15 protein-coding genes and 1 pseudogene are annotated in these 15,252 nt (G+C 66.3%); 12 read left to right on the forward strand and 4 right to left on the reverse strand.

Annotation, left to right across the window (positions count from 1 at the left end; translation table 11 throughout):
* Complete coding sequence (locus JWM94_RS10395) at positions 1–969, forward strand: NADPH:quinone oxidoreductase family protein (protein ID WP_299426172.1); 969 nt, start codon at positions 1–3, stop codon at positions 967–969.
* Here JWM94_RS10395 and JWM94_RS10400 read toward each other — a convergent pair.
* On the reverse strand, positions 966–1,613 hold the full coding sequence (locus JWM94_RS10400) for a Crp/Fnr family transcriptional regulator (RefSeq protein ID WP_299426175.1): 648 nt from the start codon (positions 1,611–1,613) through the stop codon (positions 966–968). The two genes, JWM94_RS10395 and JWM94_RS10400, sit on opposite strands and share 4 nt — an antisense overlap.
* 80 nt (positions 1,614–1,693) lie before the next feature.
* Here JWM94_RS10400 and JWM94_RS10405 point away from each other — a divergent pair, with 80 nt between their 5' ends.
* Positions 1,694–2,518 carry a TauD/TfdA family dioxygenase gene (locus JWM94_RS10405; protein ID WP_299426123.1) on the forward strand — a complete coding sequence of 275 codons (825 nt, stop codon included), beginning with the start codon at positions 1,694–1,696 and terminating at the stop codon, positions 2,516–2,518.
* 85 nt (positions 2,519–2,603) lie between these two features.
* Complete coding sequence (locus JWM94_RS10410; RefSeq protein ID WP_299426126.1) at positions 2,604–3,005, forward strand: response regulator; 402 nt, start codon at positions 2,604–2,606, stop codon at positions 3,003–3,005.
* A 6-nt stretch (positions 3,006–3,011) separates the two neighbouring features.
* Here JWM94_RS10410 and gor read toward each other — a convergent pair whose 3' ends face one another.
* The gene (gene gor / locus JWM94_RS10415) at positions 3,012–4,364 is read right to left on the reverse strand and encodes a glutathione-disulfide reductase (RefSeq protein WP_299426129.1); all 1,353 of its coding nucleotides are present in this window, start codon (positions 4,362–4,364) and stop codon (positions 3,012–3,014) included.
* Between the two features lie 115 nt (positions 4,365–4,479).
* Entirely contained in the window at positions 4,480–5,970 is a 1,491-nt protein-coding gene (pgi, locus tag JWM94_RS10420; protein ID WP_299426132.1) for a glucose-6-phosphate isomerase, read from the reverse strand.
* Positions 5,971–6,079: 109 nt separating this feature from the next.
* Here pgi and lepB point away from each other — a divergent pair, with 109 nt between their 5' ends.
* The 3 genes from lepB (at position 6,080) to era (ending at position 8,631) form a co-directional block, all read left to right on the forward strand.
* Complete coding sequence (gene lepB, locus JWM94_RS10425) at positions 6,080–6,961, forward strand: signal peptidase I (RefSeq protein WP_299426135.1); 882 nt, start codon at positions 6,080–6,082, stop codon at positions 6,959–6,961.
* Between the two features lie 108 nt (positions 6,962–7,069).
* Positions 7,070–7,741, forward strand: coding sequence for a ribonuclease III (gene rnc, locus JWM94_RS10430; RefSeq protein ID WP_299426178.1), 672 nt, complete (start codon positions 7,070–7,072; stop codon positions 7,739–7,741).
* On the forward strand, positions 7,738–8,631 hold the full coding sequence (gene era / locus JWM94_RS10435) for a GTPase Era (RefSeq protein WP_299426138.1): 894 nt from the start codon (positions 7,738–7,740) through the stop codon (positions 8,629–8,631). Before rnc ends, era begins: the two co-directional genes overlap by 4 nt.
* A gap of 48 nt (positions 8,632–8,679) precedes the next feature.
* Here era and JWM94_RS10440 read toward each other — a convergent pair whose 3' ends face one another.
* Positions 8,680–9,438, reverse strand: a complete 759-nt coding sequence (locus JWM94_RS10440) for an NAD-dependent deacylase (RefSeq protein WP_299426141.1) — start codon at positions 9,436–9,438, stop codon at positions 8,680–8,682.
* A gap of 163 nt (positions 9,439–9,601) precedes the next feature.
* Here JWM94_RS10440 and kynU point away from each other — a divergent pair, with 163 nt between their 5' ends.
* The 6 genes and pseudogenes from kynU to JWM94_RS10470 form a co-directional block, all read left to right on the forward strand.
* Positions 9,602–10,795: a kynureninase gene (gene kynU / locus JWM94_RS10445; RefSeq protein WP_299426144.1), complete on the forward strand. Its 1,194-nt coding sequence runs from the start codon at positions 9,602–9,604 to the stop codon at positions 10,793–10,795.
* Positions 10,792–11,601 carry a tryptophan 2,3-dioxygenase gene (gene kynA, locus JWM94_RS10450; RefSeq protein ID WP_299426147.1) on the forward strand — a complete coding sequence of 270 codons (810 nt, stop codon included), beginning with the start codon at positions 10,792–10,794 and terminating at the stop codon, positions 11,599–11,601. Before kynU ends, kynA begins: the two co-directional genes overlap by 4 nt.
* Positions 11,602–11,678: 77 nt before the next feature.
* On the forward strand, positions 11,679–13,313 hold the full coding sequence (locus tag JWM94_RS10455; protein ID WP_299426150.1) for an acyl-CoA synthetase: 1,635 nt from the start codon (positions 11,679–11,681) through the stop codon (positions 13,311–13,313).
* The gene (locus JWM94_RS10460; RefSeq protein ID WP_299426153.1) at positions 13,310–14,464 is read left to right on the forward strand and encodes a thiolase domain-containing protein; all 1,155 of its coding nucleotides are present in this window, start codon (positions 13,310–13,312) and stop codon (positions 14,462–14,464) included. The genes JWM94_RS10455 and JWM94_RS10460 overlap by 4 nt, the downstream gene beginning before the upstream one ends.
* Positions 14,465–14,476: 12 nt before the next feature.
* Positions 14,477–14,875, forward strand: a complete 399-nt coding sequence (locus JWM94_RS10465) for an OB-fold domain-containing protein (RefSeq protein WP_299426157.1) — start codon at positions 14,477–14,479, stop codon at positions 14,873–14,875.
* A gap of 141 nt (positions 14,876–15,016) precedes the next feature.
* A pseudogene (locus JWM94_RS10470) lies at positions 15,017–15,252 on the forward strand (MFS transporter); the annotation flags it as partial.

Raw genomic sequence — 15,252 nt, forward strand, 5'->3', positions numbered from 1 at the left:
ATGAAGGCGCTCGTCGTTTCCGAACTGGCCGCGGACTTCGCCGGGTGCGCGCTGGCGGACGTGCCCGATCCGGTGCGCGTCGCGGGGCAAGTGCTGATCCGCGTCCGCGCAGCATCGCTCAACTTCCCCGACCTGCTGATGACCGAGGGCAAGTATCAGTTGAAGCCCGACCTCCCTTTCGTGCCCGGCATGGAGGTGGCGGGCGAGGTGGTCGCGGCCGATCGCGATAGCGGTTTCGCGGCGGGCGACGCGGTGGTCGCGGGGACTCGGCTGGGCGGGTTTGCCGAATTCGTCACGGTGGATGCGCGGAGCGTCCGCGCCATACCCGCCAACCTCGACTACGCCAGGGCGGCGAGCGTCGGCGCGGCGTATAACACCGCTTATGTTGCGCTGGGGCGCTGCGCCAACGTTCAGCCGGGCGAATGGGTGGTCGTCCACGGCGCGACGGGTGGGGTTGGGCTGGCGGCGGTCGACTTGGCCAAGGCGCTCGGCTGCCGGGTAATCGCTACCTCGCGTTCGGCGGACAAGCTGGCGATAGTCGCGCGCCACTATGCGCCCGACGCGATGCTGATCGCGCCCGGCTTCCGCGAGGCCGTCAAGGAGCTGGCCGGCGGCGGCGCAGACGTGATCTACGATCCGGTCGGCGGCGACGTGTTCGACGAGAGCACGCGCTGCATCGGCTTCGGCGGACGATTGCTGGTGATCGGTTTCACCTCGGGCCGGATCGCGACCGTCCCGACCAACATCCCGCTGATCAAGGGATTCTCGGTGATCGGCGTTCGCGCGGGCGAATATGGCCGGCAATTCCCCGACAAGGGCCGCGAGAATCTGGACGCGATCTGGGCACTCGCCGCCGAAGGCCGTATCCGCCCCCGCGTCGATATGCGCTATCCGCTAACTGATTGGCGCACCGCGTTCGAGGCGATGCGCGACAGCCGGGTGGTGGGGAAGATCGTGATCGAGCCCTAGATCCCGGCGAATGCGCGCAGGGAATTTGGATCAACTACCAGCAACGACCGGTAGAGCGGCACGACCCAATCGTTCGCTGCCAATGCAAGGATATGCCCGCTCGCCGACTTGCGGCTGAGCCCGCACATTTCGGCGAGGTCGGCTTGCGTCACGGCGACGACGCCCTCGGCGTCGGCGAGTTGCGCCAGCCGCGCCGCGACTCGCTGGCGCGGGGTCAGGCATAGATTCAGCGCGGCGGCGTGGACCGCGGCGTCGAGCTGGTCGTAGAGCAATGCGATCACCGCCGCCCACGCGCCGGGCGCGCGGTCGGCGATGCCGGGCAGCGCGATGTCGGGGACCAGCAGCACATGGCTCGCGCGTTGCGCGCTAGCGGTCACGATCCGCCGCCCGCCACCGAAGCGCCGCGACTGGCCGATCGCCTGTCCCGGTCCGACCAGCCCGATCAGCACACCGCGCTCGTACCCGGCGCTTGCTTCGAGCCGCAGCACGCCGTCGATCACCAGGCACAGCCCCGGCTCCTCGTCGCCTTCGCTGTAGATCCATTGCCCCTCGTCGAGCGCGCGCACCCGGCCCGCCGCGACCAACGCCTCGGCGAGTTTCGCATCAAGTCCGGCGAACCAGCGGCCACGCTTGAGGGCGGTCATCACCTCCATTTCTAATTGTTACGATCGTAGCATTCGGTCGGCAAGCGACTCGCTATGGTCGATCAACAAGGAGAGGGAAAATGCATATCCAGCCGATCACCGATCATTGCGGCGCCGAAGCATCCGGCATCGATCTCAAGACGCTCGACGATGCCGGGATGGACGCGCTCAAGGCGGCGCTGTTCGAGAATGGCGTGCTGTTCGTCCGCGACCAGGAGCTGACCCCGGAGGATCACATCGCCTTCGCGCGGCGCTGGGGCGATATCGATATCAACAATTATTTCCCGGCCAATGGCGGCCATCCCGAGATCGCCGAAGTGCGCAAGGCCGAGGCGCAGACCACCAATATCGGTGGCGGCTGGCACACCGATCACAGCTACGATCAGGTGCCCGCAATGGGATCGATCCTGCTCGCACGCGAGACTCCGCCGACCGGCGGCGACACGCTGTTTTCGAGCCTGGGCGCGGCGTACGATTCGTTGTCGGACGGGCTCAAGGCGACGCTGGAGACGTTACGCGCCGTGCATTCCGCCGACCACATTTACGGCGAGGACGGCATCTATGCGAAGACCGACCAAGGCGCCGATCTGAAAGGTCAGGACATCAGCGCCAACGCGGTCCATCCGGCGGTGATCCGCCACCCGGTGACCGGACGAAAGATCCTCTACGTCAACCCGGCCTTCACGCTCCATTTCGAAGGCTGGACGCGCGAGGAAAGCATGCCGCTGCTCGCCTATCTCTATTCGGTCGCGATGCGGCCGGAATTCCACTGCCGCCTGCAATGGGCGCCGGGGAGTCTCGCGGTGTGGGACAACCGGTCGACCTGGCATTTGGCGATGAACGACTATCACGGCCACCGCCGGCTGATGCACCGGATCACGATTTCGGGTGTGCCGCTCGTCTAACCGGTCGCCAAAAAAAACATAGCTTCTCAATCAATTGCGCCCAAAGAAGCGGTGGCGCCAGTATTTTTTTGCGCCGGGAGAGAAGATGACCGTCCCGATCCGTATTCTCGTCGTCGACGATTCGATGACGATCCGCGCTATGTTGGAGACGGTTTTCGCGCGCGAACCCGGCGTTAAAGTGGTCGGAGTCGCCTCCAGCGCGGAGGAGGCCGAGCGGATGATCGACCAATTTCGTCCCTCGGTGGTCACGGTCGATATCGCAATGCCGGGGATGGACGGACTGGCGCTGCTCGACCGCCTGGTCGCCGAAGGCCAGACCCACGTCGTCATGCTGTCGAGCCATACAGAATCGGCGATCGAATCGCTCGGCCGGGGCGCCGTCGGGTTCTTCGACAAAAGGCGAATTCTCAGCGATGCAAAGGGTCTGGTGCAGCTTATCCGTCGCGCCGCGCGAGGGAGCATCGCGCGGAACCCGATTCTGTCCTGAGTTCCGCTACTTCATTAAGACCAATTCTTCCGCCATCGTCGGATGCAGCGCGACGGTGGCGTCGAAATCGTCCTTGGTCAGCCCGGCCTTCACCGCGATGGCGGCCGCCTGCAAAATCTCCGCGGCTTCGGGCCCGATCATGTGGATGCCGAGGATCTTGCCCGTCGTGCCGTCGCAGATCATCTTATAGAGCGCGCGCTCGTTGCGGCCGGCCAGCACGTTCTTCATCGGGCGGAAATCGCTGGTGTAGACCTTGACCGAGCCGTGTTTCATCTTGGCCTGGCTTTCGGTCATGCCGACCCCGGCCATTTGCGGATGGCTGAACACCGCCGCCGGGATGCAGTGATAATCGACCCGCGTCGGCTTGTTGCCGAACACCGTGTCGGCGAACGCTTGCCCCTCGCGGATCGCGACCGGCGTCAGCTGAACGCGGTCGGTGACGTCGCCGACCGCATAGATGCTCGGAACGTTGCTGCGATTGTCCTCGTCGACCTTGACCGCGCCCTTTTCGGTCAGTTCGACCCCCGCCGCCGCCAAGCCGAGATTCTCGGTATTGGGCACGCGGCCGGTCGCGAACATGACGCAATCGACCTCGATCGGGTCGTGGTTCGACATCGACACTTTCAGCGACCCATCGGCTTGCTGTTCGATGCCGGAGAATTTGGCGTTAAATCGGAAATCGATGCCCTTCATCATGCTGATCTGGAGCAACCGGTCGCGGCAGGATTCGTCATAGCCGCGAAGGATCACGTCGGTGCGGTTGATCAGCGTCACGTGCGCGCCGAATTCGTGGAAGATGCCGGCGAATTCGTTGGCGATATAGCCCGCGCCAGCGATCAGGATGCGCTTGGGAATATCGGGCAGATGGAACGCCTCGTTCGAGGTAATGCCAAATTCGTGCCCGGGACAGGTCGGGATGTGCGGCCGCGCGCCGGTGGCGATCAGGATGTACTTGGCGGTGATCTCGCGGCCCGAGGCCAGGCGGACGTTGTTCGGCCCGGTCAACTCGGCATGTTCGTGGATGATCTCGACACCGTGCGTGTCGAGCGTGTTGGTATAGGCCTGATTGATCCGGTCGACTTCCTCGAACACGTTTGCGGTCAGCGTCTTCCAGTCGAAGCTGCAGTCGGGCACGTCCCAGCCGAAGCGGCGTGCGTCCTGCAAATCCTCGGCGAAATGCGCGCCATAGACGAGCAATTTCTTGGGCACGCAGCCGCGGATGACGCAGGTCCCGCCGACGCGATATTCCTCGGCGGCCGCGACCTTCGCGCCGTGCGCGGCGGCGACGCGCGCCGCCCGCGTGCCGCCCGAACCGATGCCGATGACGAACAGGTCGTAGTCGTATGTGGCGTCGGTCATCGTCTCTCACTTTCGTCATGCTGAACTCGTTTCAGCATCCATCGCGCCGCCGGCGCCGCCATTACTTGTTGCACGTTGGACCCTGAAACAAGTTCAAGGCGACGGCAGGAGCGGATTACCCGAACGCGCGCTTGATCAGGTCGGTGGTCGATGGATCGAAATCGCCTTCGCCCTTGCTCGCCGCCTTGGCCATTTCCTTGCCGAGCTCAACCCCGAACTGGTCGAACGAATTGATCCCGAGCAGCACGCCGTTCACGAACACGCGATGCTCGTGATAAGCGATCAGCGCGCCGAGCGTCCGCGCGTCGAGATCGTCGAGCAACAGCGTGGTCGAGGGCCGGTCGCCCGGATAGGCGCGTGCCGGATCGTCCGGATTGGGCTTGCCCTTCATCAGCGCGGCACCCTGCGCGAACATGTTGTTGAGCAAATTCTTGTGGTGATCCTCGGCCAGCGTGTCGCCGGGCTCGATCACGCCGATCAGTTCGAGCGGGACCAGATGCGTGCCCTGATGGAGCAACTGGAACACCGCATGCTGCGCGTCGGTGCCGACCCCACCCCAGGTGATTGCCGCGGTCGGGCGCCCGACCGGCTGGCCGTCGAGCGTCACGCCCTTGCCGTTCGATTCCATTTCGAGCTGCTGGAGATAGGACGGCAACAGCCGCAGCCGCTCGTCGTAGCAGAATACGCCGCGCGTCTCGCAGCCGAGCACTTGCGTGTAGAGCAGGTCCGAAAACGCCGCGATCGCGGGCACGTTCTCGTGCAGCGCGGTCAGCCGGAAATGCCGGTCCACCTCGGCGGCGCCCTCGAGCAAGTCGCTGAACGCGTCCCAGCCAAGCGCGATCGCCGCGGGAAAGCCGATCGACGACCATAACGAATATCGCCCGCCGACCGTATCGGCGAACGGTAGCACCCGAGTCTCATCGACGCCCCATTCGATCGCCTTGTCGGGCTCGGCGGTCAGCGCGATCACGCGGCCGTACGGATCCTCGACGCCGCCCGCCTGCATCCACTCGATCACGCTTTCGGCGTTGAGCATCGTCTCGGTGGTGGTGAAGGTCTTCGACGCCACCGCGAGCAAGGTCGCGGTCGGGTCGAAGCGCTTGAACACGTCCTCCAGCGCGACCCCGTCGACGTTGGAAACGATCGCGACTTCGTAGCGCGCCGCATCGCGGCCGAGCGCATCGACCAGCAGGTCCGGCCCCAGCGCCGATCCGCCGATCCCGACATGCAGCACGTTGCGGATCGGCCCTAGCGCGCCGCTCTCGATCACGTCGATCAACCCGCGCATCCGCGCGTGGAAGCCTTGCGCGACCGCGACATCGTCCTTCGCGCCCTCGCCGCGTTCGGCGGTATGCGTGACCGCGCGGTTCTCGGTGGTGTTGATGACCTGGCCGGTGAACAGCGCCTCGCGCTTGCCCGCCAGATCGCACGCCTTGGCCAGCCGCTCGAACGCCTTGATGCCGTCGTCGGTCAAATGCGTCTTCGACCAGTCGAAATGGATGCCCGCAAGGTCGGCGCTATACTTGCCAAGCCGGTCGGGATCGGCGGTGAACAGCTCGGTTAGCGGCACGCGCTTCAGCGCCTCGATCTCGCTCCAGTCGGCCATATTGTACGCTCCTATTCGACTCGCGGGTTGCAATGGGCGTTCATAACGTCCCGTTCAAGCAAGCGGGTCCGCCTTGACGTTGCCACACACCATGCGCAAACCGCGCCGCATGACCGACACGACCGAGGCGCCCATCGCGCCGGAACCGATCCCGACCGATCCGGCGCCCACCAAGCCGGTGAAGAAGGAGGATTGGCGCGACACGCTCAAATTCCTGGCGAAGCTCGCGATCGTCGTGTTCATCTTCCGCAGCTTTCTGTTCTCGCCTTTCTCGATCCCGTCGCAGTCGATGCTGCCGCGGCTGTATATCGGCGACTATCTGTTCATCTCGAAATGGAATTACGGCTATTCGCGGCACTCGCTGCCGTGGAGCCTGCCGCTGATCCCGGGCCGCATCCTGGCGCGCGACCCGACGCGCGGCGACATTGCGGTGTTCAAGAGCCCGACCGGCAGCGGCGAGGACATCATCAAGCGCGTGATCGGCTTGCCCGGCGACACGATCCAGATGCGGGGTGGCCAACTGATCCTGAACGGCGCCGCGGTGCCCAAGGTGCGCGTCGCCGATTTCGTCATCCCGATCACGCCCAATTACAGCAATATTCAGGGCCCGGCCGAGGATCAGCCCAATTGCCCGCCGCCCTATCTGACCAATGTCGGCGGCCAGCCGGTGTGCCGGTACCTGCAATATAAGGAAACGCTGCCGAATGGGGTAAGCTACAACGTGCTCGACCGCGGGCCGCGCGCGGGGGCGGACGATACCGACCTGTACACCGTCCCGCCCGGCCACGTCTTCATGATGGGCGACAATCGCGACGATTCGGGCGACAGCCGCTTCCCGGTCGAACAGGGCGGGCTGGGCTACGTCCCGCTGGAAACCGTCGAGGGCAAAGCGGTTATCACCTTCTGGTCGACCGACGGCAATGCGCAGTGGCTGCTGCCCTGGACGTGGTTCACCGCGGCGCGCTGGAGCCGGATGGGGCAGGCTTTTTGATGAGGGTTTCAGCTGCGCTGAAACGCGGCACCAGCCCGCTCCCCCACCCGACCTCCCACAAGGTATCCTGAAATGGGAGGTCGGGTGGGGGAGCGGGCTGGTGCCGACTTGCCGACGCAGGCTCTCGCCGGCTGGCTTGGCGAGACGTTCGACCACAAGCCCAGCGATCTCGCGCTGTTCGACCGCGCGCTGACGCACGGCAGCCAGGCGGCGGACAATTACGAGCGGCTGGAGTTTCTCGGCGACCGCGTGCTCGGGCTCGCCATGGCCGAATGGTTGTTCGAAACCTTTCCCCACGAACCCGAAGGCAGTTTGTCGAAACGGCTCAACGCGCTGGTGACCGGCGCGGTATGTGCCGACGTTGCGCGCGCGATCGGCGTGCAGGCGCGGCTGCGCCTCGGCAAGCAAGCGCGCGACGACGGCGCCAGCGACAGCGACAACGTGCTGGGCGACGTGATGGAGGCATTGATCGGCGCGCTCTATCTCGACGGCGGCTACGCCCCGGCGCGCGATTTCGTGCGGTCGGCCTGGGGCACCCGCGTCCAAGCCGGCGCGCGCGCGCCACAGCACCCCAAATCGGCGCTCCAGGAATGGGCCGCCGCGCACAACCGCAAGACCCCGCATTACGAAGTGACCGACCGGTCGGGCCCGCAACACGCGCCGCGCTTCACCGTGCGCGTCAGCCTGGGCGGGTTCGCCGAGGCCGAAGCGATCGGCGCGAGCAAGCAGGAAGCCGAAACCGCCGCCGCCGCGACGTTGCTGGCGCAGGTGGACGCATGACGCACCATTGTGGCCTCGTCGCCGTCCTCGGCGCGCCCAATGCGGGCAAGTCGACGCTCGTCAATGCGCTGGTCGGTCAAAAGGTCGCGATCGTCAGCCCCAAGGCGCAGACCACGCGGACGCGGTTGCTCGGGGTGGCGATGGCCGACGAGACGCAGATCCTGCTGGTCGACACCCCGGGCATCTTCGCGGCGGAGCGCCGGCTCGACCGCGCGATGGTCGCCGCCGCGTGGGGCGGGACCGATGGCGCCGACGTGATCGCGCTGGTGGTCGATGCCAAGGGCGGGCTCGGCGCCAAGGTAATGCCGATCGCCGAGAGCATCGCCAACCGGCCCGAGCGCAAGTTCCTGGTGCTCAACAAGGTCGATCTGGCCGACAAGGCCAAGCTGCTCGTTCATGCCGAGAAACTCAACGCGGCGGTCGCGTTCGACGAGACGTTCTTCGTCTCGGCGGCGACCGGCGACGGGCTTCCCGAGCTCAAGGCGGCGTTCGCGGCGATGATGCCCGAGGGGCCGTGGCACTTCCCCGAGGACCAGGTCAGCGACGCCACCGAACGCGCGATGGCCGCCGAAGTGACGCGCGAGCAACTCTACCTCCAGCTCCACGCCGAACTACCTTATGCGTCGGCGGTCGAGACCGAGAAGTTCGACGAGCGCGCCGATGGATCGGTCGAAATCCACCAGCAGATCCTCGTCGCCCGCCCGACCCAGCGCGCGATCGTGCTGGGCAAGGGGGGCAGCCGGATCAAGGAAATCGGCGCGCGCGCGCGGGCGCAGCTGGTGCATCTGCTCGACCGCCCGGTGCACCTTTACCTTCACGTCAAGGTCAAGGCCGATTGGGACGAGGACCGCGAGGTGTATCGCGATATCGGGTTGGATTGGGTGGAGTGACCTCCACTTGGTCATCCCCGCGAAAGCGGGGACCCAGCTCCTACCGTTTCATCGAGTGGATCGGTCGGGAGATGGGCCCCCGCTTTCGCGGGGGTGACGGTTAAGGGTGTGTTGCAGCACTTCGTCGATCCACGCCGGCACCAATTCCCCAGCCGGCCCGCGCCGGCTCTCATCGAACCAGCCGCTGCCTTCGGAGCGATCGAGGTTGATCTCCAACGTCCGCGCGCCGTGATATTTCGCGGTCTGGACGAACCCGGCGGCGGGATAGACCGCGCCCGACGTGCCGATCGACACGAACAGATCGGCTCGGGCCAACGCGCACTCGATCGCGTCCATAGCGTACGGCATCTCCCCGAAGAACACGATGTCGGGGCGCAGCGCGGGCGCGCCGCATGACGGACACACGCTGGCCGGCGGCATCTCGCCAGCCCATGCCTCCCGCGCGCCGCACTCAGCGCACAAGGCCGAGAGCAATTCGCCGTGCATGTGGAGCATCCGCCTCGCCCCGGCGCGCTCGTGGAGGTCGTCGACATTCTGCGTGACGATCAGCAACTCGCCCGGCCATTCGGCGTCGAGCCGCGCCAGCGCGCGATGCGCGGCATTGGGCTCGACATCCGCGAGCGCCGCGCGGCGCAAATCATAGAAGCGGTGAACCAGTTCGGGATCGCGCGCCAATGCCCGCGGCGTACAGACATCCTCGACCCGATGCCCCTCCCACAACCCGCCCGGCCCGCGAAACGTCGCGATCCCGCTCTCGGCGGAAATCCCCGCGCCGGTCAGGATGACGATGGTGCTGATGGCGGTCACCGATTCGCGAAGGTCACGAAAGTCACAGGACGCGCGGGGCGAAATGCGACGAAGCGTTGCGGAATCGGTCGGCCATGACCGCTGACTGACAGGCGAAATCCTACATTTCCACTCTTTTATCGCCGGTCTTTACAAGCTCGCGATTTCGGTGACTGTCGCGCCGATGACCGACTTCGCCGCCACTCGCGCGCTGTTCCACTTGCCGCCGGGGATGATCTATCTCGACGGCAATTCGCTCGGTCCCTTGCCGCTCGCCGCTGAGGCGCGCGTGCGCGCGGTGATAACGCGCGAATGGGGCGGCGAGCTGATCAAGGCGTGGAACACCGCCGACTGGATCAATCTGCCGCGCCGCGTGGGTGACAGGATCGGGATGCTGATCGGCGCACCGGCGGGGAGCGTCGCGACCGGCGACACGCTGTCGATCAAAGTGTTCCAGGCGCTGTCGGCGGCGCTGGCGATGCGGCCCGATCGCACCGTCGTGCTGTCGGACACCGGCAATTTTCCGTCCGACCTCTACATCGCCGACGGGTTGCTCAACGCGCTCGGGCGCGGTCTCGAATTGCGGCTAGTCGCGCCCGAGGATGTGGCGGATGCGATCGACGAGAGCGTCGCGGCAACGCTGATCACCGAGGTCGATTACCGCACCGGGCGGCTGCACGACATGGCGGCGCTGACCGCCAAGGCACACGCTGCGGGCGCAATCGCGGTATGGGACCTGGCGCATTCGGCGGGTGCGATCCCGGTCGACGTGACCGCCGCCGACGCCGATTTCGCAGTGGGCTGCACGTACAAATATCTCAACGGCGGCCCCGGCGCGCCCGCCTTCATTTACGTCGCGCCGCGCTTCGCCGACAGTGCACAGCCGATCCTGTCGGGCTGGATGGGGCACGAGGCGCCGTTCGCGTTCGACCTCGATTACCGTCCGCACGCCAGCGTCGAGCGGATGCGCGTCGGCACCCCGCCGGTGCTCGCGCTGGCGGCGCTCGATGCCGCACTCGATGCGTGGGAGGGGGTGAACATGGCCGATGTCCGCGCGCAATCGATCCGGCTGAGCGAGCGATTCATCGCCGAGGTCGAGGCGCGCTGTCCCGACCTCGCGCTCGCTTCTCCGCGCGACCCCGCGCAGCGCGGCAGCCAGGTCTCGTTCCGCCACCCGCAAGGCTATGCGATCATGCAGGCGCTGATCGCCAACGACGTGATCGGCGATTTCCGCGCGCCCGACCTGATCCGCTTCGGCTTCACGCCGCTCTATCTGAGCGAGGACGAGGTAGTCGCCGCTACCAAAATCCTCGAACGCGTCATGGTCGGGCGCTTGTGGGACGACCCGGCCTATGCGACGCGGAGCGCCGTCACATGACCGATACGCCCGAAACCGATTTCGCCGGCAAGATGGCCTATGGCGATTACCTGCGCCTCGACCTGATCCTCGGCGCGCAGGCGCCGCGGTCGAGCGCGCATGACGAATTGCTGTTCATCATCCAGCACCAGACCAGTGAGCTATGGATGAAGCTCGCGGTCCACGAACTCGAATCGGCGCGCGATGCGATCGCCGACGACCGGCTGCCGCACGCGTTCAAGATGCTCGCGCGCGTCTCGCGCATCCTCGAACAGCTCAACAATGCGTGGGACGTGCTGCGCACGCTCACGCCGAGCGAATATACCGAATTCCGCGAAGATCTGGGCCAGTCGTCGGGGTTCCAGAGCCACCAGTACCGCGCGATCGAATTCCTATGCGGCAACCGCAACGCCGCGATGCTCAAACCGCATGCGCACCGGCCCGAGATCGTCACCGAACTGCAAGCGATCCTGTCGCGCCCGAGCCTGTACGACGAGGCTGTGCGGCTGCTCGCGCGGTCGGGGTTCGACGTGGGAGACGAGCGCGCGGATTTGTCCGAACAGCGCGTCGAAAACCCCAAGCTCCAGGCAGCGTGGCGCGCGATCTATCTATCGCCAGAGGAGCATTGGGCGCTGTACGAGCTTGCCGAGAAACTGGTCGATCTCGAGGATTATTTCCGCCGCTGGCGCTTTAACCACGTCACCACGGTCGAGCGCGTGATCGGCCTCAAGCGGGGCACCGGGGGCTCGCAAGGCGTCGCCTATCTCCGCCGCATGCTCGAGGTCGAGCTGTTTCCCGAACTGTGGCATGTCCGGACCGAGCTTTAGGCCTTGACGGCACCATACCCGATATTCCAATTCGGGAGAAAGCCGTAGCGTCATGAAATGCGCGGCAGGAGAGCCGCATGAGCGCCTGGACCTATGCCAATATCTGGGAATCGGTCGCCGCGGCGGTCCCCGATCAGCCCGCCATCGTCCAGGGGACCCGCGTCGTCAGCTTCGCCGAATTCGAAGCGCAGGCCGATGCGCTCGCCGCGTACCTGCTCGGCGCCGGGTTGCAGCAGCAGGCCAAGCTCGCGGTCTACGCCACCAACTGCCCGGAATTCCTGATTGCCTATTATGCCGCCTTCAAGGCTGGGCTCGCGCCGTTCAACGTCAACTACCGCTACGGGCCAGAGGAGGTTCGCTACCTGTTCGACAATGGCGATGCCGACGCGGTGGTATTTGAGGCGGGGTTCGCACCGATCATCGACCCGATCCGCGCCGCGATGCCCGGGGTGAAGAGCTGGGTCGCGATCGGGCGCGACGGTGTCGACGCGCCCGCCTGGGCCGAGGATTTCGCGTCGCTCGCCGCGCGTGTTCCCGCGCTCCGTCCGGTCGTCGCCCCATGGGGCCGGCAGAACGAAGACCTGCTGCTGATCTTCACCGGCGGCACCACCGGCATGCCCAAGGCGGTGATGTGGCAGCAGGGCGATTTGATGGAGAAGGGCAATTACGGCGCCAATCCGCTGCTCGGCACCGGCCCGATGGCGGCGCCCGAGGAAGCCGGCCGCCGCGCAGTCGCGTCGCCGATCAAGCCGCGCTCGCTGATCGCGCCGCCGCTGATGCACGCGACCGGGCTGATCGGCGCGTTCACCGCGATCGGCGCGGGCGGTGCGGTGGTGCTGTTGCCGCAGGGCAAGTTCGACCCCGAGGAAGTGTGGAGCGCGGTCGAGCGCTGGCGCGTGACGCGCATGACGATCGTCGGCCAGCCGTTCGCGCAACCGCTCTTGGAGGCGCTCGACGCCAATCCCGGGCGGTGGGATTCGACCAGCCTGTTCATCATCGGCTCGTCGGGCGCGATGTGGAACCGCGAGAACAAGCTCGGGCTGATCCGCCACATCCCGCAAGTCCAGCTGATGGACAGCTATTCGTCGTCGGAAGCGTTCGGGATGGGGCTGTCGACCACCAGCGCGGCGGGCGAAAAGGCTACCGCGACGTTCGAGCTCGGCCCCGATTGCGCGATCTTCACCGAGGACGGGCGCCGCGTCGAGCCGGGGTCGGGCGAGAGCGGGAGGCTGGCGGTCGGCGGGCCGATCCCGCTCGGCTATTACAAGGACCCGGTGAAGTCGGCGCAGACCTTTCCGACCTATGAGGGCAAGCGCTGGTCGATGCCCGGCGACTGGGCCAGCGTCGACGCCGACGGCACCGTCCGCATTCTCGGCCGCGGGTCGCAATGCATCAATACCGGCGGGGAGAAGGTGTTTCCCGAAGAGGTCGAGGAAGCCTTGAAGCGCCATCCGGCGGTGCGCGACGCGGCGGTGACCGGGGTGCCCGACGCGCGCTTCGGCGAGCGGATCGTCGCGCTGGTCGAGCCGCATGCCGGCCACGCGCCCGACGAAATAGAATTGCGCGACCACGTCAAATCGCAACTCGCGACCTACAAGGCGCCGCGCCACGTGTTGGTGGTCGACAGCGTCGCACGTGCGCCCAACGGCAAGCTCGACTACAAGGCGGTCAAGGACCGCGCGCTCGCCGCGTTTGGGGAGCAAGCTGCGTGACCATCCGGGGCAAGGCGTTCATCGCCGGCGCGTTCGAGCATCCGATCCGGCTGGCGCCCGACATATCGACCCCGCAACTCCACGCCGAATGCGCGAAGGGGGCGCTCGCCGATGCCGGGCTGAGCCTATCGGACGTCGACGGCTATTTCTGCGCGGGCGACGCGCCGGGGTTCGGCGGGATGTCGATGATCGACTATATGGGGCTGAAGGTGCGCCACACCGACAGCACCGAGACCGGCGGATCGTCGTACATCCTGCATGTCGGCCACGCCGCACAGGCGATCGCCGCAGGCAAATGCTCGGTCGCGCTGATCACGCTGGCGGGGCGCCCGCGCTCGGAGCCGTTCGGGCGCTTTCCCGGCGGCGCGCCCGAGGCGCCGTTCGAAGGCTGGGTCGGGCAATCGACGCACAACAGCTACGGCATGTGCGCCGCGCGGCACATGCACGAATACGGGACGACGTCCGAGCAGCTCGCCTGGATCAAGGTCGCCGCGTCGACGCACGCGCAATATAACGAGCATGCGATGCTCCGCGATGTCGTTACGGTCGACGACGTGCTCGCGTCGCCGATGATTTCCGACCCGCTCCACCGGCTCGATTGCTGCGTCGTGTCCGACGGCGGCGGCGCATTGCTGGTGGTTGCGCCCGAAGTCGCCAGGTCGCTCAAGCGCCCGCTCGTCGCTGTGCGCGGCGCGGGCGAGGCGGTGAAGGGACCGCGCGGGGGCATGAACCTCGACCTTACGACGTCGGCGGCGGCGGTGTCAGGACCGGCGGCGTTCGCCGAGGCCGGATGCGCGCCGGGCGACATCAAATACGCGTCGATCTACGACAGCTTCACGATCACCGTGCTGATCCAACTCGAGGATCTCGGCTTCTGCAAGAGGGGCGAAGGCGGCAGGTTCGTCGCCGATGGCAACCTCATTTCGGGCACCGGCAAGCTCCCCTTCAACACCGATGGCGGCGGGCTGTGCAACAACCACCCGACCAATCGCGGCGGCATTACCAAGGTGATCGAGGCGGTGCGCCAGCTACGCGGCGAGGCGCATCCGGCGGTGCAGGTGCCGAACTGCGACCTCGCAGTCGCGACCGGGATCGGCGGGTCGCTCGGCGTGCGGCACGGCGCCGCGACCCTCGTGCTGGAGCGCCAATAAATGAACAACGCGATGAGCGAGCCTCGGAAAATCCCCGCGCCGCAGTCCAATGTCGAGAACCAGCGCTTTTTCGACGCGGCGGCCGAGGGTACATTGCTGATCGGCCAGTGCGACGCGTGCGGCCAGCCGCATTATTATCCGCGCGCTTTGTGCCCATTCTGCTTCGCCGAAACCCGCTGGGTGGAAAGCGCGGGCAAGGGCGAGATCTATTCGCTCTCGACGATGCGGCGTGGCGCGGGCGCGCCGTTCACGCTGGCGTATGTGACGCTCGACGAGGGGCCGGCGGTGCTGACCAATATCGCGACGGACGATCACGATTCGCTCACGATCGGCCAGCGTGTGCGTGTGAGCTTTGTGCCGAGCGACGGAGACGGTCCTCTCGTGCCGATGTTTGCGCCGGATGGGGATTGAGTCGTTTGCCTCCCACCTGCCGTCACCCTGAACTCGGTTCAGGGTCCAACCCTCCACGGGCGATGGCGGCGGTTGCGGTGCGATGGATGCTGAAACAAGTTCAGCATGACGGGCGGTGTTGGTGAAGCGTGTGACGGTCCAATGATCCAGACCCCAGGCGACCCCCGCACCCTGGCCCAGCGTGAAGCCGATTACGACGCGTTCGTCGCCGCGAACCTGCGCCGCAATTTCATCGCGCATTTCTTCCACGGCATGCTCGGGATGACCGGGTTCCGGCTGATCTACGCGCCGACCTTCATGCCGACCTATATCCACCGCCTGACCGGGTCGGACGCGCTGGTCGGGCTGGGCAGCGCATTGCTCCAGCTCGGCGCGAC

It is taken from the genome of Sphingomonas bacterium (assembly GCF_028289855.1).
GTDB lineage: Bacteria > Pseudomonadota > Alphaproteobacteria > Sphingomonadales > Sphingomonadaceae > Sphingomonas.